At 76.9% G+C, this 24,477-nt stretch carries 19 protein-coding genes; 7 read left to right on the top strand and 12 right to left on the bottom strand.

What is annotated here, in order from left to right:
- Positions 1-49: 49 nt before the first annotated feature.
- Positions 50-463 (bottom strand): RidA family protein, encoded by a 414-nt coding sequence (locus ACIQKA_RS19035; protein ID WP_121832529.1) that lies wholly within the window; start codon positions 461-463, stop codon positions 50-52.
- The gene (locus tag ACIQKA_RS19030) at positions 460-1,731 is read right to left on the bottom strand and encodes an acyl-CoA dehydrogenase family protein (protein ID WP_402541636.1); all 1,272 of its coding nucleotides are present in this window, start codon (positions 1,729-1,731) and stop codon (positions 460-462) included. Before ACIQKA_RS19030 ends, ACIQKA_RS19035 begins: the two co-directional genes overlap by 4 nt.
- 264 nt (positions 1,732-1,995) lie before the next feature.
- On the opposite strand from ACIQKA_RS19030, the gene ACIQKA_RS19025 reads away from it, so the two are divergent.
- Positions 1,996-3,618, top strand: coding sequence for an AMP-binding protein (locus ACIQKA_RS19025; RefSeq protein ID WP_383155735.1), 1,623 nt, complete (start codon positions 1,996-1,998; stop codon positions 3,616-3,618).
- Positions 3,619-3,741: 123 nt separating this feature from the next.
- A complete protein-coding gene (locus ACIQKA_RS19020) occupies positions 3,742-4,569 on the top strand; it encodes a PaaX family transcriptional regulator C-terminal domain-containing protein (RefSeq protein WP_402541635.1) in 828 nt (275 codons plus the stop codon).
- Between the two features lie 13 nt (positions 4,570-4,582).
- Here ACIQKA_RS19020 and ACIQKA_RS19015 read toward each other — a convergent pair whose 3' ends face one another.
- From ACIQKA_RS19015 to ACIQKA_RS18990, 6 genes are all read right to left on the bottom strand, one after another.
- Positions 4,583-5,569 (bottom strand): UbiA family prenyltransferase, encoded by a 987-nt coding sequence (locus ACIQKA_RS19015; RefSeq protein ID WP_383155730.1) that lies wholly within the window; start codon positions 5,567-5,569, stop codon positions 4,583-4,585.
- Entirely contained in the window at positions 5,566-6,540 is a 975-nt protein-coding gene (locus ACIQKA_RS19010) for a class I SAM-dependent methyltransferase (protein WP_402541633.1), read from the bottom strand. The genes ACIQKA_RS19015 and ACIQKA_RS19010 overlap by 4 nt, the downstream gene beginning before the upstream one ends.
- Before the next feature lie 5 nt (positions 6,541-6,545).
- A complete protein-coding gene (locus ACIQKA_RS19005; RefSeq protein ID WP_391094463.1) occupies positions 6,546-8,162 on the bottom strand; it encodes an AMP-binding protein in 1,617 nt (538 codons plus the stop codon).
- A complete protein-coding gene (locus ACIQKA_RS19000; RefSeq protein WP_402541632.1) occupies positions 8,159-9,511 on the bottom strand; it encodes a protoporphyrinogen/coproporphyrinogen oxidase in 1,353 nt (450 codons plus the stop codon). Before ACIQKA_RS19000 ends, ACIQKA_RS19005 begins: the two co-directional genes overlap by 4 nt.
- A gap of 84 nt (positions 9,512-9,595) precedes the next feature.
- Positions 9,596-10,804, bottom strand: a complete 1,209-nt coding sequence (locus ACIQKA_RS18995; RefSeq protein ID WP_391094462.1) for a DegT/DnrJ/EryC1/StrS family aminotransferase — start codon at positions 10,802-10,804, stop codon at positions 9,596-9,598.
- Positions 10,801-11,955, bottom strand: a complete 1,155-nt coding sequence (locus ACIQKA_RS18990; RefSeq protein ID WP_383437636.1) for a DegT/DnrJ/EryC1/StrS family aminotransferase — start codon at positions 11,953-11,955, stop codon at positions 10,801-10,803. The genes ACIQKA_RS18995 and ACIQKA_RS18990 overlap by 4 nt, the downstream gene beginning before the upstream one ends.
- Before the next feature lie 304 nt (positions 11,956-12,259).
- Here ACIQKA_RS18990 and ACIQKA_RS18985 point away from each other — a divergent pair, with 304 nt between their 5' ends.
- The 5 genes from ACIQKA_RS18985 to ACIQKA_RS18965 are packed head-to-tail and all read left to right on the top strand — an operon-like array spanning position 12,260 to position 18,278.
- Positions 12,260-13,306: a Gfo/Idh/MocA family protein gene (locus tag ACIQKA_RS18985; RefSeq protein ID WP_383155717.1), complete on the top strand. Its 1,047-nt coding sequence runs from the start codon at positions 12,260-12,262 to the stop codon at positions 13,304-13,306.
- Positions 13,290-15,653, top strand: coding sequence for a M20/M25/M40 family metallo-hydrolase (locus tag ACIQKA_RS18980; RefSeq protein WP_402541630.1), 2,364 nt, complete (start codon positions 13,290-13,292; stop codon positions 15,651-15,653). The genes ACIQKA_RS18985 and ACIQKA_RS18980 overlap by 17 nt, the downstream gene beginning before the upstream one ends.
- Positions 15,650-16,804 carry an Ldh family oxidoreductase gene (locus tag ACIQKA_RS18975; RefSeq protein WP_391094459.1) on the top strand — a complete coding sequence of 385 codons (1,155 nt, stop codon included), beginning with the start codon at positions 15,650-15,652 and terminating at the stop codon, positions 16,802-16,804. The genes ACIQKA_RS18980 and ACIQKA_RS18975 overlap by 4 nt, the downstream gene beginning before the upstream one ends.
- Positions 16,801-17,829, top strand: coding sequence for a Gfo/Idh/MocA family protein (locus ACIQKA_RS18970; protein WP_383447303.1), 1,029 nt, complete (start codon positions 16,801-16,803; stop codon positions 17,827-17,829). The genes ACIQKA_RS18975 and ACIQKA_RS18970 overlap by 4 nt, the downstream gene beginning before the upstream one ends.
- Positions 17,826-18,278: a DUF6917 domain-containing protein gene (locus tag ACIQKA_RS18965; protein ID WP_383155711.1), complete on the top strand. Its 453-nt coding sequence runs from the start codon at positions 17,826-17,828 to the stop codon at positions 18,276-18,278. The genes ACIQKA_RS18970 and ACIQKA_RS18965 overlap by 4 nt, the downstream gene beginning before the upstream one ends.
- Positions 18,279-18,355: 77 nt before the next feature.
- Here the strand turns inward: ACIQKA_RS18965 and ACIQKA_RS18960 are convergent, their stop codons facing one another.
- The 4 genes from ACIQKA_RS18960 to ACIQKA_RS18945 all read right to left on the bottom strand — a co-directional run bounded on the left by ACIQKA_RS18960 (position 18,356) and on the right by ACIQKA_RS18945 (position 24,330).
- A complete protein-coding gene (locus ACIQKA_RS18960; protein ID WP_383151541.1) occupies positions 18,356-18,895 on the bottom strand; it encodes an EF-hand domain-containing protein in 540 nt (179 codons plus the stop codon).
- Positions 18,896-19,011: 116 nt separating this feature from the next.
- Positions 19,012-20,268, bottom strand: coding sequence for a nucleotide sugar dehydrogenase (locus tag ACIQKA_RS18955; RefSeq protein ID WP_383432307.1), 1,257 nt, complete (start codon positions 20,266-20,268; stop codon positions 19,012-19,014).
- A 247-nt stretch (positions 20,269-20,515) separates the two neighbouring features.
- The gene (locus ACIQKA_RS18950) at positions 20,516-22,588 is read right to left on the bottom strand and encodes an AMP-binding protein (protein ID WP_402541628.1); all 2,073 of its coding nucleotides are present in this window, start codon (positions 22,586-22,588) and stop codon (positions 20,516-20,518) included.
- On the bottom strand, positions 22,585-24,330 hold the full coding sequence (locus ACIQKA_RS18945; protein WP_391094453.1) for a CoA transferase: 1,746 nt from the start codon (positions 24,328-24,330) through the stop codon (positions 22,585-22,587). Before ACIQKA_RS18945 ends, ACIQKA_RS18950 begins: the two co-directional genes overlap by 4 nt.
- Between the last annotated feature and the right edge of the window lie 147 nt (positions 24,331-24,477).

The raw sequence follows: 24,477 nt of genomic DNA, 5'->3' as shown, positions 1-24,477 counted from the left end.
CGGCCCACCCTTTCGACACTAAGCCCGGCCCCGGGGGGCGACCAGTTGATCAAGCGTGCGCGGGCTCGTCCAGGACGGCGAAGCCGTCCAGCTCCACCAGGGCCTGTTCGTCCCAGAGGCGTACGACTCCGATCACGGCCATCGCGGGGTAGTCACGGCCCGCCAGCCTCCGCCAGATGCCGCCCAGTTCGCGGGCGTGGGCGCGGTAGTCCTCGACGTCGGTGGCGTAGACGGTGACCCGGGCGAGGTCGGCGGGGGTGCCGCCGGCGTGGCGCAGGGCGGTGAGGAGGTTGGCGAGGGCGGTGGTGAACTGCTCGGGGAGGGTCTCCCCCACGACCGTGCCGTCGGAGTCGAGCGCGGTCTGTCCGGCGAGGAAGACGAAGCGGGTGCCGGTGGCGGTGACGGCGTGGCTGAAGCCGGTGGGCGGGGCGAGGTCGGCGGGGTTGTGGCGGTGCAGGCTCATGGGGCCGGCTCCTTCCGGGGGGAGGCGTGTCCCTGTTCTCCGGCGCGACGGACTTCCCCGGGGCCAGGGGCTTCCCCGGGACCACGGGCTTCCCCGGAGGGACGGGCTTCCCCGGGACCACGGGCCTCCTCGTGGCCCCGGGCCTCCTCGCGGTGACGCGCGTACAGGTCCTTGGCGATGATCGTGCGCTGGACCTCGCTGGCCCCCTCGTAGATCCGGGGCGCGCGGACCTCGCGGTAGAGGTGTTCCAGGAGGTGGCCGCGTTGGAGGGCGGCGGCGCCGTGGAGCTGGACGGCGGAGTCGACGACGTACTGGGCCGTCTCGGTGGCGAGGAGCTTGGCCATGGCGGAGCGCCGTGGCACGTCCGGGTCGCCCCGGTCGTACGCGCTCGCCGCCGCGTGGACGAGGAGCCGGGCGGCCTCGGTACGGGTGGCCATCTCGGCGATCCGGTGGGAGACGGCCTGGAGGTCGGCGAGGACGCCGCCGAAGGCGGGGCGGGCGGCGGTGTGGGCGAGGGCCGCGTCCAGGGCGGCCTGCGCCATGCCGACGGCGAAGGCGCCGACGCTGGGGCGGAAGAGGTTCAGGGTGCGCATGGCGACCCGGAAGCCCTGGTCCGGGGCGCCGAGGAGGTCGTCGGGGCCGACGGGGACGCCGTCGAAGACGAGGGTGCCGAGCGCGTGCGGGGCGAGCATGTCGAGCGGTTCGCCGCCGAGGCCGGGGCGGTCGGCGGGGACGAGGAAGGCGGTGACGCCCCGGGCGCCGGCGCCCCGGGTGGTGCGGGCGAAGACGGTGGCGAAGTCGGCCTCGGGGGCGTTGGAGATCCAGCGCTTCTCGCCGTGCAGGTGCCAGCCGCCGCGCCCGTCGGGGACGGCGTCGAGGGCGAGCGCGGCGGCGTCGGAGCCGGCGTCCGGCTCGGAGAGCGCGAAGGCGGCGACGGCCCGTCCGGCGGTGGCCCCGGGGAGCCAGCGGGCGCGCTGGGCGGGGGTGCCGAAGGCGGCGACGGGGTGGGTGCCGAGGCCCTGGAGGGCGAGGGCGGTCTCGGCCTCGGTGCAGACCCGGGCGAGGGACTCGCGCAGGAGGCAGAGGTCGAGGGCGCCGGCCCCGAAGAGGCGGGAGAGCAGTCCGAGCTCGCCGAGGGCGGCGACGAGGGGACGGTTGACCCGGCCGGGTTCGCCCCTCTCGGCGAGGGGCCTCAGGTGCTCGGCGGCGAGGGCGCGGAGCTCCGCACACCAGGTGGTCTGTTCCGGTTCGAGCGAGAATGCGGGCATGCGGGCCCTCTCCGGCGCCCTGCGGCGCCCTCGTCGCGGCGCCGCCTCCGGGCGCCTCCGTCGCGGCGCCGCCTTCCGGCGCCCTCGTACCGGCGCCCCGGGGCGCCGTCGTCCCGGTGGTGTCCGGCGCTCCCGCACCGACACCTCCCGGCACCCCCGTCCCGGCGGCTCCGGCCACCCTTGTCGCGGACCGTTGACTGTCGTCACCGACACGATACGCTCGTGGAGCGACGGGCGACCCCACCACGACAGGGGGACGGACTCATGGAGCTGACACCCTCGGCGCACCTCGACACCTTCGCCCGCGACCGGCTGCCGCCGCCGGAGCGGTGGCCCCGGCTCCTCTTCGGCCTTCCGGAGCTGGCGTACCCCGACCGGCTCAACTGCGGGACGGAACTCCTCGACCGCACGGTGGAGCGGTTCGGCGCCGGCCGGCCCGCCTTCCACGACGGCGACGGCGTGGTCTGGAGCTACGGAGAGCTGCGGGACCGGGTCGACCGGATCGCCCACGTCCTCACCTCCGACCTCGGGCTCGTGCCCGGCAACCGGGTCCTGCTCCGCGGGCCGACCACCCCGTGGCTGGCCGCCTGCTGGCTCGCCGTGATGAAGGCCGGCGGGGTCGCCGTCACCGTTCTGGCCCAGCAGCGCGCCCCCGAGCTGGCCGTCATGGCGGACGCGGCCCGCTGCACCCACGCGCTCTGCGACGCCCACTCCCTCGACGAGCTGCTCGCGGCCCGTGTCCCCGGCCTCCGGATCACCCCGTTCGGCGGAGCGGGACCGGACGACCTGCTCGCCCTCGCCGCCCGCCGCCCCGGCCCGTACGAGGCCGTGCCGACCGCCGCCGACGACGTGGCCCTCATCGCCTTCACCTCCGGCACCACCGGCCGCCCCAAGGGCTGCGTCCACTTCCACCGGGACGTCCTGGCCGTCGCCGACACCTTCTCCGCGCACGTCCTGCGCCCGCTGCCCGACGACGTCTTCGCCGGCTCGCCGCCGCTCGCCTTCACCTTCGGCCTGGGCGGGCTCCTCGTCTTCCCGCTGCGGGCCGGCGCGAGCGCGGTCCTCCTCGAACAGGCCGGTCCGAAGCAGCTCCTCGCCGCGATCGAGCGGCACCGGATCTCGGTGCTCTTCACGGCCCCGACCGCCTACCGGGTGATGCTCGGCGAGCTGGCGCAGGGCGCCGCCCCGGACACGGGCTCGCTGCGCCGCTGCGTCTCGGCCGGGGAGAACCTGCCGGAGGCGACCTGGCGGTCCTGGTACGCCCGGACGGGCCTGCGCCTGATCAACGGCATCGGCGCGACCGAGCTGCTCCACATCTTCCTGTCGGCCGCCGACGGCGACATCCGCCCCGGCACCACCGGCCGCCCGGTCCCCGGCTGGCACGCCAGGGTCGTCGACCGGGAGGGCCGGGAGGTCCCGGACGGCCGGGAGGGGCTGCTCGCGGTGCGCGGCCCGGTCGGCTGCCGCTATCTGGACGACCCCCGCCAGGGCGAGTACGTGCGGGACGGCTGGAACGTCACGGGCGACACGTACGTCCGCGAGCCCGACGGCTGGTTCCGGTACGTCTCCCGGGCCGACGACATGATCATCTCGGCCGGGTACAACATCGCCGGGCCGCAGGTCGAGGAGGTCCTCCTCGACCACCCCGACGTGGTGGAGACGGCCGTGGTGGGCCGCCCGGACGAGCTGCGCGGCCAGGTCGTCGTGGCGTACGCGGTGGTGCGGGACGGGGTGCCGCGCGACGCGAGCACGGCCGCCGCGCTGCGGGCCTTCGTGCGGGCCCGCCTCGCCCCGTACAAGTCGCCCCGCGAAATCGTCTTCCTGGACGCGCTGCCGCGCACGGCGACGGGCAAGCTCCAGCGCTTCCGGCTGCGGGAGCCGGTGTGACCCGGTCCGGCGGCCGACGGGGCCGGTGCGGCCGGCGTCCGGCGCGGTCCGGCGCCGCCCGCACCCGGTGCGGCCTCACCTGACGTGTGCACATCCCACGCACCCACCGCTTAAAGTGATCACGTGGCCGAGCAGCACACCCCCCGATCCCTGATCGTCTCCCTCTACGGCGCCTACGGGCGCACGTCCGACGGCTCGCCGACGCCGGTGGCCGCGCTCGTCCGGCTGCTCGCCGTCCTCGGCGTGGACGCGCCCTCGGTGCGCTCCTCGGTGTCGCGCCTCAAGCGGCGCGGCCTGCTGCTGCCGCGCCGGACGGCGGACGGCGCCGCCGGGTACGCCCTCTCGGAGGACGCCCGCCGGCTCCTGGACGACGGCGACCGCCGGATCTACGCCCGGAGCGAGCCGAAGCTGGCCGAGGGCTGGGTCCTGGCCGTCTTCTCGGTGCCCGAGGCCGAGCGGCACAAGCGGCACCTGCTGCGCTCCCGGCTCGCCCGCCTCGGCTTCGGGACGGCGGCGCCGGGCGTCTGGATCGCGCCCGCGCGCCTGTACGAGGAGACGCGCAACACCCTGGAGCGGCTCGGCCTCTCCCCGTACGTGGACCTCTTCCGGGGCGACCACCTGGGGTACGCGGCGACGGCGGAGGCGGCGGCCCGCTGGTGGGACCTGCCCGCGATCGCCGCCCTCCACGAGGAGTTCCTGGCCGTCCACGAGCCGGTCCTGCGCACGTGGCGGACGTCCCCGGGCGACCCCGGGGACGCCTACCGCGACTACCTGCTCGCCCTCGACTCCTGGCGCCGCCTCCCCTACGCGGACCCGGTCCTCCCGGCGGAGCTCCTGCCCGGCGACTGGCCGGGCCGCCGCTCGGCGGAGGTCTTCGCCTCCCTGCACGAACTGCTGCGGGACCGGGGGGCGGAGTTCGTCCGGCCCTTCCTGGCCGGGTACGAGGAGTAGGACGCCGGGCGCGTCACGCGAGGGCCGCCGCCAGCGGGTGGGACACGCACATCAGGACGACGCCCAGCCGGTGCACGGCGAAGCCGGTGCGCCGGGCCCGCATGACGTCGCCGCTCCGGAAGCCGAGCAGGTACTGCCGGAGGCGCAGCAGCGAGGCGGGCAGCATCAGGAGGACGAACCACCAGGGGGCGACGCCCGTCGCGCTCGCGCCCGCGACCGTCAGGAACTCGGCCAGGGACAGCGCGCCGACGAACCGGGCGTTGCCCCGCTCCGACACCAGGGCGGCGACGGTCGGGCGGCCCACGGCGCGGTCGCCGTCGACGTCGTTGGTGTTGGAGTAGACCCCGAACATCAGCGGGCCGAAGCCGAAGAGGACGGCCTGCACCAGGAGGAGGCCGGTGGCCCGGCCGGTGACCATGCCGTACGGCAGGACGACCAGCGCGAAGCCCAGGGCGACCAGGTAGACCTCCTGGAAGCCGTGGTAGCTGAGCTTGACGCCGTAGGAGTACTGGAGGGTCACCACCCACAGGACGACGAGCCCGATCGCGGTCCAGGCCGGGCGGTGCGGCGCGAGGAGGGCGGTGACCGCGAACAGGGCGGCGGCGAGGACGGCGCAGGTCCAGGCGAACCGCAGGGCCTCGGGGACGGTCAGCGCCCCGGCCACCAGCGGCTTGCGGCGCACGTTGCGCAGCGGGTGGTCGGGGCCGTAGTTGGTGATGTCGCTGCCGTCGCGGAAGCCCGTGACGTCGTCGAAGGCGGTCATCGCCATCAGCAGGAGGACCTGCCCGGCGAGGAAGACGCCGAAGAGCGCGGCGGTGCGCCCGGTGAGCGCGCCGGCGAGCGGCACGACGGCGGACAGGACGATGAAGGTGCCCAGGTAGTAGTCGTACACGTCGAGCTTGCCGAGCCGCGCGTAGGTCCTGAGCCTGCCGTCCGCGGGGACGGGGGGCCCGGACGGTCCGGCGGGCGCGGTGGTCGTCGTGAGCGTGGAGTCGGTCATGTCGCCTCGGAGCTGTCTGTGGTGCGGTGTTCCGGTGGGTGCCCCGACGGGGCCGGACGGCGGCCCTGTACGGAGTAGAGGACGCCGGTCGCGGCGGCGAACCCCGGGTCGCGCATCAGCGCGTCGAGCCGGTCGAGTTCGGCGGGGGCGAAGCCGCCGTCGAGGAGCCGGGGCGCGAGCTGGGCGAGGTGGTGGAGCTGGAGGCCGAGGGCCGGTGTGCCGGGGGCGCGCACCAGCACGTGCGGGCGGATCCGGATGCCGGTCAGGCCCGCGTCGCGGAGCGCGGCCGCCGCCCGGCGGCCCCAGGTCGGGTCGCCGCCGGAGGCGCGCATCAGGGCCGCCTTGGCGTCGGTGAAGCGCGCGTAGAGCCGGGCGTCGTCCTCGGTGGGCGCGAGCAGGCACGGTTCGTGTCCGGCGTCGAACTCGTCGACCTGGAGGAGGCCGCCGGGCGCGAGCGCGCCGGCGAGGCGCCGCAGGACCGCCTGCCGTTCGGGCAGGTGCTGGAGGACCAGGCGGGCCACGACGACGTCGTAACCGCTGCCGGGCAGCGGGTCGGTGACGACGTCGTGGGCGAGCACGATGAGGCCGGGCTCCGGTGCGATCCGGCCGGGTTTGAGGTCGGTGGCGGTGACGGTGCCGCCGGGGGCGACGAGCCGGAGCAGGGCGCGGGCGACGCTGCCCGCGCCGGCCCCGATCTCCAGGCAGCGCATGCCGGGGGCCACGCCCGCGTCCCGGAGGTGACCGAGCGTCAGCGGGTCGAGCGCCCCTTCGAGACTGGCGTGGTGGCGGGCGCTGTGCGGGCTGTCGTTGTCGAAGACGTAGCCGCGGGGGGTGGCGGGGGGCGGGACCGGGCCCGCCGTCGGCTCCGGCGGTCCGGCGCCCACCGGGTCCGCCGGGTCCGCCGTCGGCTCCCGCGGTCCGGCGCCCACCGGGTCCACCGGCCCCACCACGTCCGCCGGGCCCACGGTCACCGGCCTCACGTCCACCGGCCCGTGCCGCAGGTCTCCGTGCTGCCCGTCAGCCGTTCGAGGAGGGGCACGCGCCGGACCTTCCCGGTGGCGGTGCGCGGGACCTCGTCCCAGCCGAGCACGACGGGGTCGGCGAGCAGCGGCAGGTCCGCGACGGCCGCCTTCCAGCGGGCGGGTTCGAGGACGCCGTCCTCCGTGACCACGACGGGCAGCGGGGCCGCGTCGGGCCGGGCGAGGACGACGCACTCCAGGGCCTCGGGCAGCCGGTCCTCCAGGACGTCCTCGGTCCGCAGGCAGCTGAACCCGGGCAGGTGGTCGACCTCGCGGTCGAGCAGCCGGACGCCGCCGTCGCGGCCGATCGCCCCGACGTCCCCGGTGTTCCACCAGCCGTCGTGGACCTTGGCCTCCCAGCGCTCCCGCTCGCCGGGGTAGTCGGGGGCGAGCGCCCGGGTGCGGCACAGGATCAGACCGGGGGTGCCCGGGGGCACCGGGCGGAAGGTGGCGGGGTCGACGGCCTTCAGACGGGTCTTCAGGGGGATCGGGCGGCCGAGGTCGCGCACGGTGGTCGGGGTGCCGTCGGCGGCCCGCGCCACGGAGCGGCGGGTGTGGAAGGCGAAGGTCAGCGGGCCGGTCTCGCTCTGGCCCCAGCCCTGCATCCACAGCGGCCGGCGCCGTGCGCTCGCCGCGAGGTAGGCCCGGACGACCGGGGGGTGCACGGCGTCGTAGGTGCTGATGTAGGTCCGCACGTCCCGGAAGGGGTTGTCCAGGCGCCGGGTCAGCGGGCGCAGGCGCACGTAGCGGGCCGGGAGCGCCTCGACGACGGTGGGCGGGTGGGCGCGCAGCAGCAGGTCGGTCGTCTCGGGGCGGCCGGTGGAGTCCAGGGTGATGTGGCGGGGCGCGCGGACGGGGGCGACGGCGGTCCAGCAGATGGTGCGGCCGTGGGCGTGGGAGCTGGCGTTGAAGAGGCTGTCGTCGCGGCGCAGTCCGATGCGCGGGACCGGCCGGGTCTCGAACCGGGCGAGGTGGTGGATCAGGGTGCGGGTGGTGTGCGCGACCAGTTTGGGCACGCCGGTGGTGCCGCTGGTGTGGACGACGACCAGGGGCGCGTCGTCGTCGCGGGGGTGCGGGCCGGGGTCGGGGTGCCCGGCCAGGTCGTCGATGTGCACGGTGCCGGGCGGGAGCCCGCCGCCGCCGGGGCCGAGGACGACGGTGGTGCGGGCCGTCCCGGCGAGGTCCGCCGACGGGTCCCGGCCGAGCACCTCGGGGTCGGTGACCAGGACGCGGGGCGCGCAGCGGTCCAGGAGGACGCGCAGGGCGGCGGGAGGGAGGTGGTCGGAGAGCTTCACGGGGACGGCGCCGGTGCGGACGGCGGCGCAGGCGATCAGGTCGTAGTCCCAGTGGTTCGCCTTGACGATCGCGACGCGTTCGCCGGGCCCCGCCCCGGCGGCGGCGAGGGCGCCCGCCGTCTCCCGCACGAGCAGGGCGAGTTCGGGGACGGTCCACTCGGTGGCGCCGGCCCCGGTCCGCGCCGGGGCGAGGTCGAAGGGGCGGTCGAGGTGGTAGCGGGTGGGGGCGCCGGCGTCGGCGAGGTCGTCGAAGAGGACGCCGAGGTCGTGGGGGGTCATGCGGCGGTCTCCTGCCGGAGGGTACGGCCCCGGCGCGGGGCGAGGTGGGCGAGGGCGCGGGCGGCGGCGAGCGCGCCCGAGCGGGCGGCGCCCTCGCTGGAGGGGCGGGCGGCGACCCAGTCCCCCGCGTACTCGACGGCGCGGGCCGGGCGGCGCAGGAACGCGCCGCGCAGGGCGAGGGCCCGGGGGGTGAGCTCGGGCATGGCCTGCGGCCAGTGGTGGACGTGGGTGGCGGTGAGGGACGCGCCGAGTCCGGGTACGTAGCGCTCCGCCGCGGCGGTGAGCCGGCGGACGGCCTCCTCCTCGCCCGCCCCGACGAGTTCGGGGATGCGGCGCGGGGAGGCGAGCAGGCTGATCAGGCCGCGCCCGGCGGGGGCGCGGTCGGGGCACTTGAGGTGGTCGGCGATGAGGCAGGACAGCACCGGCTCCTCGCACTCCGGGGTGAGCAGCGCGTAGGCGCCGCCGCGCGGGGCGAGCGGCCGGTCCAGGGCGCAGCTCACCTTGTACATGGGCCGGTACGTGGAGGCGGCCGGGTAGCCGGTGGCGTCCGGGTCGGCGCCGTCGGTGAGCCGCAGCGCGACGGGGGCGGGGACGGCGAGGACGACCGCGCGGGCGGTGAGGGGGGTGCCGTCGACGGTGAGCCGGGCGTGGTCGCCGCGGTCGGTGACCTGCTCGACGCGGTGGCCGCAGCGGGTGTCGAGGCCGGCGGCGAGGCGGGTGGCGAGCAGGTCCATGCCGCCGCGGTAGGTGCGCCAGGCGGAGACCGGTCCGACCGCGAGCAGCAGGCCGACCAGGGGCGCGGCGGCGCTGCGTTCGGCGTCCCAGCCGAAGAAGGCCCCGGACAGCGGCTGGAGCAGGCGGTCGTGGAGGTCGGGGTGGTACGGGCGCGCGGCGGCGGCCACGGTGTCGGCGCCGAGCGGGGTGTCCTCGGGGTGGTCGTGGTCGAGGGCGGCCCGGTGCCGGCCGCTCCGGGCGAGGAAGCGGGCCAGGGAGGGGCGGGCGGCGGGGACGAGTCCGGCGCCGGTGAGCACGGCGCGGGGCTCGCCGACGCCGTTGTGGGGCCGTCCGCCGCGCCAGACGGCCATGGGGCGGCCGATGCGGGGCACGTCGTCGGGGGTGAGTCCGGCCCGGCGGATCAGCTGCCAGGTGGCGCGGTAGCCCTGGGCGGAGATCTGTTCGGCTCCGGTGTCCATCAGGTAGCCGTCGCGGCGGAGGCTGCGCATCCGGCCGCCGGGGGCGTCGGCGGCTTCGAGGACGCACACCTGGTGGCCGCTGCGGCGCAGTTCGTGGGCGGCGGCGAGGCCGGCGAGTCCGGCGCCGACGACGGCGACGTCGAGGTCAGGGGTCATGCGGGGGTGCTCCGAGGGGGCTGGGGGTGGTGGCGCGGACGGTCCGCCCGCGGGTCGGGCGCCCGTGGGGCGCGGGCGGAGTGGTCAGCCGCGGATGCGCAGGGCGTGGGCGCGGACGGCGGTGGTGACGTGCTCGACCTGGGCGTCGGTGAGCCGGTGGTGGACGGGGAGCGAGAGCTGCCGGCGGGCGGCGTCCCGGGCGTGCGGCCAGTCGGATCCGGCGCCGCCGGCCCCCGTCCGTACGGAGGAGGCGGCTGCGACGGGGGCGAAGGCGGCCTGGTCGGGCAGGGTCTTCGGGTAGTAGACGTGGGTGTCGACGCCCTCGGCGGCCAGGTGGTCGCGCAGCGCGTCCCGGTCGTCGGCGAGCAGCGTGTAGACGTAGTGGCAGCGGCCGTCGGTGCCGGGCGGCGGGGTGGTGAGGCCGGGCAGGCCGGTGAGGTGCTCGGTGTAGTGGGCGGCGATCCGGGCCCGGCGTGCCAGGCGGGCGTCGAGGCCGGGCAGCCGGTGGAGCTGGAAGGCGGCCTGGATCTCGTCGAAGCGGCTGTTGACGCCGATCACGTGGTGCAGGCCGCGCCGGACGCCGTCCTGGCCGTGGTTGCGGAGCATGCGGACCCGGCGGCCGGTCTCCTCGTCCCGGGTGACGACGGCGCCGCCCTCGCCGGGCATGCCGAACGACTTGACCTGGACGAAGGAGTAGAGCCCGGCGTCCCCCCACAGCCCGGCGGGCGTGCCGTCGAGCACGGCGCCCTGGGCGACGGCGGAGTCCTCGACCAGGCGCAGCCCCTCGGCGGCGGCCAGGGCGGTGAAGCGGGGCATGTCCGCCATGACGGAGAACATGTGGGCGGGCATCAGCGCCTTGGTGCGGGGGGTGATCCGGGTCCGCGCGTCCTCGGGGTCGAGGGTGAGCGTGCGGGGGTCGACGTCGCCGAAGACGGGGACGGCGCCGGTGTGCAGGACGGCGGCGGCGAGCGGGGCGCAGCCGAAGGCGGGGACCACGACCTCGTCGCCGGGGCCGACGCCGAGGGCGGTGAGGATCAGGTGGAGGGCGGAGGTGCCGCTGGAGCAGGCGACCACGTCGGCGGCGCCGAGCCGGTCGCGCAGGGCGTCCTCGAAGCGGCGGGTGCGCTCCCCCAGGATGAACTTCTGGTCCGCGCCGGTGCCGATCTCGTACAGGAGCCGCAGGAGGGCGTCGCGGTCCTCGTGGAAGAGGTCGGGCGGGAAGAAGGGGACGCGGCCGCCGGGCGCGGGGCCGTCTGCGACGGCCGGGTCCTCGTGGGTGCTGGTCGTGGTCATGCGGGGACCCTCCCGGTGTGGAAGGCGCGGACGGCCGCGCAGACGCGGTCGACCTCGGCCTCGGTGAGGTCGGCGTACAGCGGCAGGGCCAGGGCGCGGCCCGCGGCGGCCTCGGCGACGGGGAAGTCACCGGGCCGGTGGCCGAGTCCGGCGAAGCAGGGCTGGAGGTGCAGGGGCCGGGGGTAGTACGTCTCGGTGCCGATGCCCCGCTCCTGGAGGTGGGCGGCGAGCGCGTCGCGCCGCTCGGTCTCGATCAGGTAGACGTAGAAGACCTCGTCGGGGGCGCCGGTGACGGCGGGCAGCCGGACGATGCCGGGCGTGCCCCGCAGCCCCTCGTCGTAGCGGCGGGCCAGGACCGCGCGGTGGCGGACGTCCTCGTCGAGGACGGTGAGCTTGGCGAGCAGGACGGCGGCCTGGAGGTCGTCCATCTTGCTGTTGTGGCCGGGGTACCGGGTCTCGTGGGAGATGCCGGGGAAGTGGGCGAGGGTGCGGCCCGTGCGTCCGTGGTGGCGCAGCGCGGCCACGCGGTCGGCGAGGTCCGGGTCGTCGGTGAGGACGGCTCCGGCGTCGCCGAGGGCGCCGAGGGTCTTGCTGGGGAAGAACGAGAGGACGCCGCCGCGTCCGTGGAGTCCGGCGTGGACGCCGTGCTGCCGCATGCCGATGCCCTCGGCGCTGTCCTCGACGAGCGTCAGGCCGCGGTCGTCGGCGAGGGCGGTGAGGGCGGCCATGTCCGCCATGCGGCAGAAGAGGTGGACCGGCATCACGAACCGGGCGCCGTCCGCCGCGTCCCCGATCCGGCCGGGGTCCATGGCGTACGTGTCGGGGTCGATGTCGGTGAAGACGGGCTCACCACCGGCCAGGACGACGGAGGTGGCGGTGGCGACGAAGGAGTACGCGGGGACCAGGACCCGGTCGCCGGGGCGCAGCCCGCACGCCTTCAGGAGCAGCACCAGGGCGTCGGTGCCGCTGTTGACCCCGATCACGTGCCGGGCCCCGGTGTAGTGCGCGAGGGCCTCTTCGAGCCGGCCGACCTGCCGGGAATGCGAGAACTTTCCGTCGGCGAAAACCTCGTCCACTCCGGCCAGGAGGTTCGGCCAGATCTTTTCGAACGTCTTCGCCTGGGAGAAAAAGGGAATGCTGGATAACGTCACGCGGAAACAATTCTTCTCGGCCGACGGCATGCCGGTGTCGCATGAGGCCGGGTCAACTGGGGCCAGGTCGGCGGCCCGGGGAAATACGACGGGCGGCCCCGACCCCGCCTTCGGGAAGTCTGCCCGGTGAATCTAACAGCCGGAAGAATGAAGTCCCGAAAACTCAAAGGAACTTCATACTTTCCGGTGACAACACCTCCGATTTCCTTGACCGGTGTCGCGCGTCGCGGCGAGATTCTTCGCCGCACCCCGCTCGAACAGGGGATCCGGAGCACCGGATCCGACCCCCGGAGGGAACGACCGCATGAAGCAGCCCCCGATCCGACAGCCCCTGATCGTCGGACTGGGCCGTTCCGGGGCCGGGTTGCACCTGCGGGCCCTGCGCACCGCCCTCGACCGGTCGCCGGAGCTGTGGCGGGGGCCGGTGGTCGCCGTCGAGCCCCGGCCCGGGGAGCGGGCCCCGGTGCCGGACGGGGTCACCGTGGTGCCCTCCCTGGAGGAGGCCCGGCGGTCGCTCGCCCCCGACCGGACCGTCGTCCACGTCTGCGTCCCGCCCGACGCCCGGCCCGCCGTCCTCGCCGGGCTGTGCGACGCGGGCTACCGCGACCTGGTCGTGGAGAAGCCGCTCGCCGCCGACGCCGGGGAGCTGGCCGCCGTGGCGGAGCTGCGCGCCCGCCACGGCCTCCGCCTGGCGGTGGTGGCCCACTGGCCCGCCTCGGCCCTGGCCGGACGGCTGCGCGACCTGATCGGCTCGGGCGACCTGGGACGCCTGCTGCGCGTCGACGTCACCCAGCACAAGCCGCGCTTCACCCGCTCGCTGCGCGCCGACGACGGGCACTCCACGGCGTTCGACGTGGAACTGCCGCACTCCCTCGGCCTGGTCCTCTCCCTGGCCGGTCCCGCCGAGACGGCCAGGGCCCGGCTGACCGACCTGCGGATCGGGGAGGCGGTGCGCCCCGGGCTCGGCTCCGCGCTCCTCGACCTGCGGCACGCGAACGGCGTGCGGACCCGCCTCTTCTCCGACCTGGCCGCCCCCGTGCGGGAGCGCAGGGCCGTCCTCGCCTTCGAACGCGGCACCGCCGTCGCCCACTTCGCCCCGAGCGACGCCGACGACCACGTCCAGCTCGTCGTCGACGGGAGGCGCGAGGTGTTCCGCGACGACGCGCTGACCGCGTTCCTGCACGGCGCCTACACCCGGTTCGCCGGCGTCCCGGCCGAGGACCCCTCCTGGGCGGCGGACTTCGCCCTGCACGCCGACGTGGTCCGGCTGCTCGACGCGGCCAAGCGGCGCTGCGCGGAGGAGAACGCCGAAGGGCGTCGCGAGGAGGCCTCCCGTGTCGCGGTCCGCTGAACCCGCCGAGCGGCCCGAGCGCAGCGGATCCGCCGGTCCCGTCGCGCGGCCCGAGCACGCCGGGTCCGCCGGCCGGGCCGCGCCCCTCGACCTGACCGGCCGGATCACCGGCATCGGCGACGAGGCCGCCCCCGGCCTGGCCGGGCAGATCGCGGTCGCCCGCGAACTCGGCTGGACGTCCCTGGAGCTGCGCTCACTGGACGGCACGGCCCTCGCCGACCTGCCCGAACCGGACGTACGGGAGGCCGCCGGGCGGCTGCACGCGGCGGGGCTCGGCGTGGTCTGCCTCGACTCCCGGATCGGCAACTGGGCCCGCCCGGTCACCGGCCCCTTCTCCGCCGACCTGGAGGAGCTGGAACGGCTCGCCGCGTACGGCAGGATCCTGGGCTGCCGCAGCCTGCGCGTCATGTCGTGGACCGACGGCGGGCTGCCCGAGGACGCGTGGGCGGCCGGGGCGATCGACCGGATGCGCCGGCTCGCCCGCCGGGCGGAGGCGCTCGGCGTCGAGCTGCTCCACGAGAACTGCGCGGGGTGGGCGGGCTCCGACGCCTCCCGGACGCTCCGGCTCCTCGCCGAGGTGGACAGCCCGGCGCTGCGCGTCCTGTTCGACACCGGCAACGGCGTCCCGTACGGGTACGACGCCCACGCCCTCCTCGCAGAGCTGCTGCCGCACGTCGCCCACGTGCACGTCAAGGACGCGCTGCCCGGCGACCGGCCCGGCGAGGCCGTCTACACCCTGCCCGGGGAGGGCGCCGCCCGGGTCGCCGACTGCGTGCGCCTGCTGGAGGAGTACGGCTACCGGGGCGCGTACTCACTGGAACCGCACCTGGCGGTGGTCCCGCACGAGGGGGTGCGGGGCGGGGACGCGGCCGGGCCCTTCGTCCGGGCGGCCCGCCGCCTGGCCGCCCTGCCGCTCCCCGCCCCCCGCGCCGCCCCGAACCTCCTGCCGCGCCCCGCCGTCGACACGGGCCTGCTGCTGCACCTGCTGCACACGCCCACCGCCGGGCCGCTGGAGACCGGCCCCGGCGCGCCCCACCTGACGACCGCCGCCCTCCGCTCGTACGCGACGGCGGCGGAACGGCTCGGGTTCACGACCGTGCGGCTCGGCGCCCCGGACCCCTCGGCGGTCTCGCGCGACGACACCCCGGCGCCGGTACGGCGCGCGGTCGCCGCCGACCCGGCGTTCCTGGCGGACCAGCCGAGCCTGGTGCTGCGGCTCGGGCCCGAACTGCCCCGGGAGCGCACGGTGATGTTCAACGTGCACCTGGACACCGTCGCCGGCGGCGAGCCCCCCGCGTTCGACGGGGCCCGGTTCACCGGGCGGGGCGCGGTGGACGCGAAGGGGCCCGCGGTGGCACTGCTCGCCGGTGTCGCGGCCGCCGCCCGGACCTGCCCGGCCGTGGGCCGGGACGTCGCGGTGCTCGTGCAGGCGGTGGCGGGCGAGGAGGGCGGGGCGCTCGGCACCTTCGGCACCCGGCCGCTCGTGGAGGCGGGGCACACGGGGCGGCTCAACGTGTTCTGCGAGCCGACGGGGCTGCGCCACCTGCCCCGCGCGACCGCCGCCGCCACCGCCCGGATCGCGGTCGACGGCGAGGACGCCGTGGACGACCGGCCGGAGGCCGGGCACAACGCCACCGTGCTGCTCGGCTTCCTCGCCCAGCACCTGGCCGCCGCGCTCGGCCGGGAGGCGTCCGGCGAGCCGCCGTTCACCGTCTGCGTGGCCGGACTGCACACCGGCACGCTGCACAACAAGGTGCACGGCACCGGCAGTCTGCTGCTCAACCTGGCGTACGCCACGGCCGGGGCCGGTGCCGCCGCCGAGCGCGCCCTCGCCCGGGCCCTCGACGAGGGGCTGCGGGAGTTCACCGCCCGGTTCTCCGGCGCGCCGCCGTTCGCGCGGACCGCCGCCGACGCGGCCCGGATCACCCGCCTGGAGTGGGAGAAGCGCGGTCTGCCCGCGCTCGGGCCCCAGCCGGAGTGGGGCGAGGAGCTGCTCGCGCGGGCGGGCGTCGACCGGTGGCCCGACGAGGAGCCGGGGTTCACCTGCGACGCGATCTGGGCGGAGGGGCTGCCGGACGCCTTCACCACGGTGTTCGGCCCCGGTTCGCTCGACGCCAACCGGGCGCACGCGGCGGGCGAGTTCGTCGACCTGGCCGACCTGGAGGCGTTCGCGGACCGCACCGCCGCGCTGCTCACCGCCTTCGCCGACGACGCACCGCGCCGGGACGGGACCCGTCGCACCGCACCCGCGCCCGTGCCTGTTCCCGCACCCGCACCCGCACCCGCACCCGCACCCGCACCGACCCCCCTATCGGCCGGACCCGCCGAGAAAGCAGGAACCGCATGACGTCGACGCTGTCCGACGGCGCCGCACCCCGGAGCGACGCGCCGGGGGAGGTGACCGTCCCGTACGAGACGCTGCTCGGCGAGACCGCCGCCTGTTTCGTCCGGCTCGGGGTCCCGGAGGCCCGGGCCCGGCTCGCCGCCGAGGCGCTCTGCTACGGCGACCTGACCGGCATGGACTCGCACGGCGTGTTCAACCTGGGCCGGCTCTACCGGCCGCTCCTGGAGTCCGGCGGCGCCGATCCGGCCGCCGAGCCGGAGGTCCTGCGCGACCTGGGGGCCTGTGTGCTCCTGGACCACCGGCGGGCGCTCGGCCTGTGGGCCGCGTCGGAGGCGATGGACCTCGCGGCGGAGCGGGCGGCCCGCCACGGCATCGGCCTGGTGTCGGTGCGGGGCGCCACCCACTTCGGCTGCGCGGGCGTCCACGCGCGGCGGGCCGCCGACCGGGGCATGATCGGCGTGGTGGCCTCCAACTGCGGCGGCCAGCGCATCGCCCGCCCACCGCTCGGCGCGGCGGCCCTGCTCGGGACCAATCCGCTGAGCGTGGCGGCCCCGGCGGTGGAGGGACGGCCGTTCGTCCTCGACATGAGCACCACCGTCGTCCCCACCGGGCGGATCCGCACCGCGGCCCGGGACGGGCGCGAGGCGCCCGAGGGCTGGCTCACCGACGACGCCGGGCGCCCGGTGCGGGACGCCTCCGCCTACGACCGGGGCGAGGCCTGGCTGGGCTGGCTGGGCGGCACCCCGGCGACCGGCGCCTTCAAGGGGTTCGGGCTCGGGCTCGCCGTGGAGCTGCTCGCCGCCGTGCTGCCCGGGGCGGCCACCGGGCCCGCCCCGGCGGCCCTGGAGGGGGACGGCAGGCCGGGCGGCCGCGACGACGACATCGGCTTCCTGGTGCTGGCGGTCGCCCCCGACGCGCTGCGCGACGGCTTCGCCGGGGACGCCCGTGAGGTGTTCGGGACGGTACTGGGCTGTCCTCCGCTCCCGGGCGGGGAGCCGGTCCGCTACCCGGGCCACCCGGAGGCCGAGCGCGCCGAGCGGCGGCGCGCGTCGGGCGTCCCGCTGCCCGCCCCGCTCCACGCCGAACTGACCGCCCTCGGCCTGCGCCTTCCGGCCGCCGGAACGGTCCCGGGCGCCCGGGAGGAGGGCCGATGACGCCGCGCGCCGGGGACGACGGCATGACGCCGCGCACCGGGAACGCCCCGCCCCTGCGGCTCGGGATCGCCGGGCTCGGGGTGATCTCCCGCTTCTACCTGGCGGCGGCCGAACGGCTGCCCGAGTGGGAGGTGGCCGCGGTCTGCGACCTGCGCGAGGAGGCCCTCGCCCCGTACCGCGACCGGTTCGCCTGCCACACCGGCCACCGGGAGCTGCTCGCCGCCGGGGGGCTGGACGCCCTGGTCGTGGCGGTGCCCAACCACGCGCACGCCGAGGTGTGCGCGGACGCGCTGCGGGCCGGCGTCCCGGTGTGCGTGGAGAAGCCGCTCGCCCTGGACCCGGCGGACGGCCGGCGGCTCGCCGCGCTGTCCCGGGAGCACGGCGTCCCGCTGTTCACCGCGTTCCACCGCCGCTACAACGACCGCGTCCTGGACCTGCTCGACCGGCTGCCCCCGCCGGGCGCGCCGGTGCGGGTGGAGTCCGTGCGGGTGCGGTACCTGGAGCGGATCGAGGAGCACATCGGCGCGGACACCTGGTACCTGGACCCGGCCCGCTGCGGCGGCGGCTGCGTCGCGGACAACGGGCCCAACGCCTTCGACCTGGTGCGGCTGGTGCTGGGCGAGAGCCCCTCGGAGGTCGTGGCCGTCGACGTGGCCCGGGACGCGGCCGGCACGGACCGGCAGGCCGTGGTCGAGCTGGCCGGACCCGGCGGGCGGGGGCGGGTGGAGCTGGACTGGTCGTACCCCGGGGAGGTGAAGGACGTGCGCGTGCGCCTGGACGACGGCACCGAGCTGTACGCGGACATGCTGGACGGCCGCCCCGGCTTCAAGGAGTCGCTGTGGCACGAGTACGAGGGCGTCCTGAGCGACCTCGCCCGGCTGCGCGGCCTGCCCGACCCCTCCCGGGCCGTCGAGGGCGGCCTGGCCGCGCTCGAACTGGTCGCCGCCGTCTACGCGGCGGAGGCCGCGGCCGGTCCGCCCCGGCCCCGCGCGCCGTACGCCGCCCACCGATCGGAGCCCCGATGACCTCCTCCCCCGCCCTCCCCGCGTCCCCGCCCTCCCTCGACTCCGGTCTCCACGAGAACGGTGCCAAGCGCGCGGTGCGCGGGACCCTGGTGAAGGTGCTGCTGCACGAACGCACGGACCGGGGGATGGAGTTGGAGCCGTTCGCGGCCCGCTGCGTGCGCCGGGGCGAGGTGCACGAGCTGCTCACGACCGACCGGTGGACCGACGCTCCGGGCGCCCGGGTGGACCGGGTCGGCTTCCTCGGCTTCGTGGAGCTGGAGCTCGGCGGGGTCGTCGACCGGGGGGACACGGTCCTGATCGGCGGGGAGCGGGTGGGCACCGTGCTCGGCTTCGACGGCTGCCACCTGCCCAACCACTACAACATCGTGGTCCACGCGCCCCGGCTGCTGACCGGCCGGTCGCTGGCGCTCGCGCCGGAGACCCCGGTGGTCTTCGCGCCCGCGGACTGACGGCGCACGCGCCGAGGCGGCCGGCCGACACCCCCTCCAGGGGTGTCGGCCGGCCGCCGTCGGACCGGGTGCCGGTCTCAGCCGAGCAGCTCGACGTCGAGCTCGCCGAGGTGGAACCTGCGCACGGCGGCGAGGAGTTCCTGCTCGGACAGGGTGCCGTCGCCGTCGGCGTCGATCTGCTTGAAGGCCTCGCGGGCCTCCGCCTGGCCGAGGCCGAGGGCCTTGAGCCAGGTGGCGAACTCCTCGCCGTCGATGACGCCGTCGCCGTTGCGGTCGGCCAGGCCGACGATGCCCTTGGCGACCGGGGAGAAGACCGGGTCGAAGGTGGCGGCGCCGCCCTGGACGACCTCACCGGCGGCCCGGAGGAACTGCTCGCGGTCGATCGAGCCCTGCGGCGCGACGCCCGCCTTGCGGGCGAGGTGCTCGAACATGGCGACGAAGCCGTCGCGCAGCGCGGTGGCCTTCGGCGACTCGGGGGACTCGCCGAACGCGCGGGCGATGGTGGCGGCCTCGGCGGTGAAGTCCGAGGGCTCCAGCAGGCCGTTGCCGTCGGCGTCCCACTTGTCGAAGCGCTTCGCCAGACGCTCCTGGGCGACGTTGTCGATGGCCATGGTCATGGGTTGGTCTCCTTGTTTCTTTCCTCGTGTGACGTCCGGACGGCGTCCGGGCGCCTTGCTCGCGGCCGGGACACGGGATGTCCCGGCCGGAGGTCTGTGGGGGCGCGGCGCGGGCGTCAGAGGCGCACCACGCGCGGGCCTCCGGCCGCGCCCCGGGTGTCGAGGACCGGGCAGGCGGCCCCGTCCCAGTCGGTCGTCCGGTAGGCGGAGTGGTCCTGGAGCAGCACCACCAGGTCGCTGTCGGCGAGGGCCCGTTCCGCCGACGGCTGCCGGGTCACGGGGTCGCCGTCCACCTCGAACCGCCCGACGTGCGGGTCGTGGTAGGCGAGCCGGGCCCCGAGGGCGCGCAGGGCGCGGGCCACGGGGTAGGCGGGCGACTCCCTGGTGTCGGCGACGTCGGCCTTGTAGGCGACGCCGAGCAGCGTCACCCGGGCCCGCGCCGGGTCCTTGCCCGCCGCGACGAGCAGGTCGCGGGCGCGCCCCGCGACGTGCTCCGGCATCGCGTCGAGCACGGCGCGGGCGGCGCCCAGGGTGTGGAAGGTGAAGCCCTGTTCGGCGGCGCGGGTCATCAGGTAGCGGGGGTCGACGGGGATGCAGTGGCCGCCGACGCCGGGTCCCGGACGGAAGGCGGAGAACCCGAAGGGCTTGGTGTCCGCGCAGCGGAGCACGTCCCAGATGTCGATGCCGACCCGGTCGCAGTAGACGGCGGCCTCGTTGACCAGCGCGATGTTGACGTAGCGGTAGGCGTTCTCCAGGATCTTGGCCATCTCCGCCTCCCGGGTCCCGGCGGCGACGACGACCTCGTCGACGAGGCGTTCGTAGAAGGCGGCGGCGTGCTTGGCGCAGAGTTCGGTGGAGCCGCTGACGACCTTCGGCGTGGTGCGCAGGGTGTGGCGGCGGTTGCCGGGGTCGATGCGCTCGGGCGAGTACGCCAGGTGGAAGTCCTCGCCGGCGCGCAGGCCGTTCGCCTCCAGGAGGGGGCGGACGATCTCCTCCGTGGTGCCGGGGTGGCTGGTGGACTCGACGCAGACCAGCGTGCCCGGTTCGAGGTGGCGGGCGACGGTGCGGACGGCCGCGAGCAGCGGCTCCAGGTCCGGTTCGCCGTCCGGGGTGAGGCCGGTCGGCACGCAGACGACGACGGTGTGGGCGCCGGCGAGGACGCCGGGGTCGGTGCTCGCGCGGAAGCCCGCGGCGCGCATCGCCCCGACGTCCGCGTCGTGGACGTCCCCGATGTGGGAACGGCCCCCCTCCAGGCCCGCGACGACGTCGGCGTCGATGTCGTGGCCGACGGTCGTCAGTCCCGCCTCGCAGGCCCTGCGGGCCAGCGGGAGGCCGACGTAGCCGAGGCCGACCACGGCGACTTCAGTGAACATGTTTCCCCCCAGGTGTCCGGTGTGGGTCCCCTGCGATCCGGTCCGTCAGGCGCCGGAGTCGTCGCGGCGCCGGGCGGGGACGGCGGGGGAACGTCGCAAGAGAGTTCTCCGTGAACGGGGGCGGGCCCGTCGGAGGGCCTCTGCCACGAAAGAAGTTGAATCAGGGATTCCGCTTGCTGGCAAAAGGATTGCACGCGATTCGGCGCCTAGGCGCTATTAGTGCGCCATTTCCCCTGTATGAGTGAAATCATCTGCTGCGCTTGCCGAAGACCGTGGCACCGGGTGGCGTGTCGGCGCCGAGCGCGGTCGCGGCGAGGGCGGCGGCGGTGCGGCGGCAGACCTTGCCGGTGGGGCGCAGCGGCAGCCGGTCGAGGACGAGCAGGTACTCGGGGAACTTGCGCCGTTCGAGGCCCCGGGCGGCGAGGTGCGCGGTCACGTCCCCCAGCGCGGGGGCGGGCGTCCCCGGGACCGGCCGTACGCAGGCGCACAGCCGCTCCCCGAACTCCTCGTCCGGCACCGGTACGCAGACCGCCTCCGCGATCCCGGGATGGGTGCCCAGCTCGTGTTCCACCTCGGCCGGGCTGAGGGTGTGGCCGCCCCGGATCACCACGTTCCTGAGGCGCCCGAGGACCCGCAGCCGCCCCTTCTCGTCGAGCGCCCCCAGGTCCCCGGTGCGGACCCAGCCGTCGGCGGTGCGGTAGCGGGCGTCGAGGTCGGGGGCGGCCACGTGGCAGAGCGGGGTCATGGGACCCCTGGCCTGGATCTCCCCGGGCTCCCCGGTGTCCGCCGGGGAGCCGTCCGGCCGGACGATCCGGAGGACGGCCACGGCGGGGTCGGGGGTGCCGGCGGTGTCCCCGGCGGGGGCGCCGGGGGCGGCGGTGTGGCAGTTGACGCCGTCCGACGAGCCGTAGACGGCGACGACCGGCACGCCGAACCGCTCGCGGCAGGCGGCGGCGGTGGAGGCGGGGAGCGCGGCGCCGCTGGAGACCACGGCCCGCAGGGAGGAGGTGTCCTCCCCCGGGAGGCGCGGCAGGTCCGCCATCCGCCGCAGCATGGTCGGCACCCCGAACAGATGGGTGGGCCGGTGCGCGACGGCCGCCCGGAGCGCGTCGGCGGCGTCGAACCGCCCGCGCACGATCAGGGTCCCGCCGAGCGCGGCGAGGGCGACGGGGACGCCCAGGGAGCCGTAGGAGGAGGCGAGGGGGACGAGGACGAGGAACCGGGGCGGGGCGGGCGGGGCCGCCGGGGGGCCGGACGAGGCCGGGGGTCCGGACCGGGCTCCGGGGCCGGAGGGCCGGGCCTCAAAGCCAACAGGCCGTGCTCCGGCACCGGAGGGCCGCTCCCCGGGGCCGGGAGGCCGGGCTCCGGCGCCGGAGGGCCGCTCCTCGAAGCCGGGAGGCCGGGCTCCGGGGCCGGAGAGCCGGGCCTCTGCGCCGGAGGGCCGGGCTCCGGGACCGGCAGGCCGCTCCCCGGGGCCGGGAGGCCGGGCCTCGGGGCCGGGAGGCCGGGCCTCGGGGCCGGGAGGCCGGGCTCCGGCGCCGGAGGGCCGCTCCTCGAAGCCGGGAGGCCGGGCTCCGGGACCGGCAGGTCGGGCCTCGGGGCCCGGGGGTCGGGCCGGAAGGCCCGCCAGGGCCCGTACGTAGGCGGCTCGGCCGCCGGCCATGGCCTGGTGGCTGTAGGCGATCATCTTGGGCTCGGTCTCGGAGCCGGAGGAGACCAGGATCCGGGCCGGGGCGGTGGCCTCGGCGGGAGGACCGTCCGGCCGGAACGGTCCGCCGGGCGGGGTGCGGTCGAGGCTTCGCACTCCGGGGGCGGTGGCGGGACCGGCCGTGAACACCGCCCGCAACCAGGGCAGTCCGGCCGTCGCTTCGAGGTCCTCGGGTTCGCTCAGTACGGCGCCGCCCGCCCGGGAGCGGGCGAGGAGCGAGAGGGTGTCCCGGACGCCGCCCCCGAGGGGGTAGGGCAGGGCGACCGCGCCGAGGGCGTAGACGGCCAGTTCCGCCGTCGCCGCCAGGCGCCCGTTGGGCAGGCGGAGCGCGATCACGTCCCGGGGGCCGAGCCCCGCCTCCGCGAACAGGGCCGCGACGCGCAGCACTTCCGCGTACAGCTCGCCGTAGGAGAGGGTGCCCCGCTCGTCCACCACCGCGTCGCGGCCGGGGAAGGCGAGCGCGTGGCCCCGGAAGAGGGTGAAGAGGTCGGCGTCGGGGCAGAGGCCCCGGGCCTCCCACGCCCTGCGGTCGGCGCGGGGGACCCTGTCGGGTAACTCCAGGCCGTTGCGGGAGCGCCAGGGGGTCCGGCGCGCGGTGGGGGTCGTGGTCACCGGGTCTCCTCCGTGAACTCCCAGGGCGCGGCGGGGCGCGCGTACGGGAGGCGGGCGTCCGGCGGCAGGACGGCCCGGGCGAAGGCCGGGTCCGTCGCGAGGTCCGCCAGGTCGGTGCGGACGGCGACGGACGGCAGTCCGGCCGTCCGCAGCTCGGCCAGCCAGTCGTCCGTCCCCCGGGCCAGCAGCCGCTCCCCCACGGAGGCGGTGCCGGTGGCGCCGACGGTCCGGGCCACCTCCCGGGGCAGGGCCCGCGCCCCGGCGCCCAGGTGCAGCAGTCCGTCGGCGGTGGGCAGCGGGCGGTCGAGCGGGGAGAGCACGACGCGCCGGTCCGGGCGCGGGACCAGGGCCGCCGCGGAGAGCAGCGACGACGCGGCGCGGCAGCCCCGGCCGGTCTCCTCGCGGGCGAGGAGACCGGCGAGCACGGCCTGGGCGAGGACCAGGCCGCCGAGCACGTCGGTGACGGTCATCAGGGAGGGGGCGGGCGGCTCTCCGGCGGGGCGCAGCGCGGCGGCGAGGCCGCCGTGGACCTGGGCCAGGTAGTCGGTGCCGATCGGCGGGACGGGGCCGAGGGCGGTGCCGAAGCCGGAGGCGGAGGCGTACACCAGGCGGGGGTTGACGGCGTGCAGCGCGTCGGCGTCGAGGCGGAGGGCCCCGTCCTTGCCGGGGGCCCAGTTGTGCAGGAAGACGTCGGCGCGGGAGACCAGTTCGCGGACGGCGTCCCGGCCCGGGCGGGTGGTGAGGTCGGCCTCGGTCACGGCCTTGCCGTGGTTGAGCGCGGAGAACCGGACCGAGCAGCCCCCGGCGACCGGGGGCAGGCCGCGCATCGGGTCGCCGCCGGGGGGTTCGACGCGGACGACCTCGGCGCCGAGCAGCCGCAGGACGTGTCCGGCCACGGGCCCCTGGACGCGGCGGGCGGATTCGACCACCCGCAGGCCTGCGAGGGGCAGGGCGTCCGGATCGGTCGGGGCCGGGGGGCACGGGGGCGGGCCGGCGGGAGGGCCCGGGGCGAGGGTCCAGGGGGCGAGGCCGGGCGGGGCCGTCGTCGCCTCCCCGATCGCGGCGACGGACACGCCGTGCTCGGCGCCCGCCCGGCGCACGGCTTCCAGGGGGTGGGCCCGCACGGCGGCGCGGAGTTCCGGGGGCAGGGGGCAGACGGCCGTGCCGAAGCGGGTCTGGAAGGGCAGCCAGCCGCGTCCGGCCGTCCGGGGCGGCACGCCGAGCCGGTGCCAGAACCCGGCCCAGGCCGCGGGGTCGAGCGTCTCGATCTCGACGCGCGCGGCGTCGGCGGTGGTGAGGGTGGCGAGCCCCGTGCCCGCCGCGTCCCGGGCGCCCGTCCCGTCGTCCGCGGTGGCGGCGGCGAGGTACTGGGTGAGCGTCAGGAGCGCTCCCTGGGCGAGGGAGGTGCGGGTCCGCAGCGGCGGGTGGCCCCGCCGGCGGGCGAGGAGGGCCGCGGTGGCGCCCTGGGCGGCGAGGACGCCCGTCACCGTGGAGACGTAGTCCGCGGCGAGCGGCACGGGGGCGCCGGTGGCCCGGCCGTGGACCTGCATGACGCCGCACGCGGCCTGCACGGCGCGCTCGTCGCCCGCGTCGATGCCGACCGGCCCGGCGCCGTCGACGTCCCATCGGGGCCACGGGGCCGGGGCCCCGGGGGTGCGGTCGAGGAGTCGGCCGGCCACCGCCCGGGCGGTGCGGGTGGCGGCGGGCGCCGTCCGGGGCCCGGCCTCCTGGTACAGGCTCACGTGCGCCGACCGCCTTCCCCGCCTCGCTGCATCTCGCCCTCTCCCGGCGTCGGAACGATCTTTCCGCCGGAAGAACAGCGGGAGGGCGACCGGGGGCACGGCGGCGACCGCGCTTCATCCCCACCGGGGAGGGTTCGCAGGGTTGTT

Source organism: Streptomyces sp. NPDC092045 (assembly GCF_044756005.1).
In the GTDB taxonomy this organism is placed as follows: Bacteria; Actinomycetota; Actinomycetes; order Streptomycetales; family Streptomycetaceae; genus Streptomyces.
Note: the sequence above shows the minus strand (reverse complement) of the source record. Positions and strands in the feature narration are given on the sequence as shown.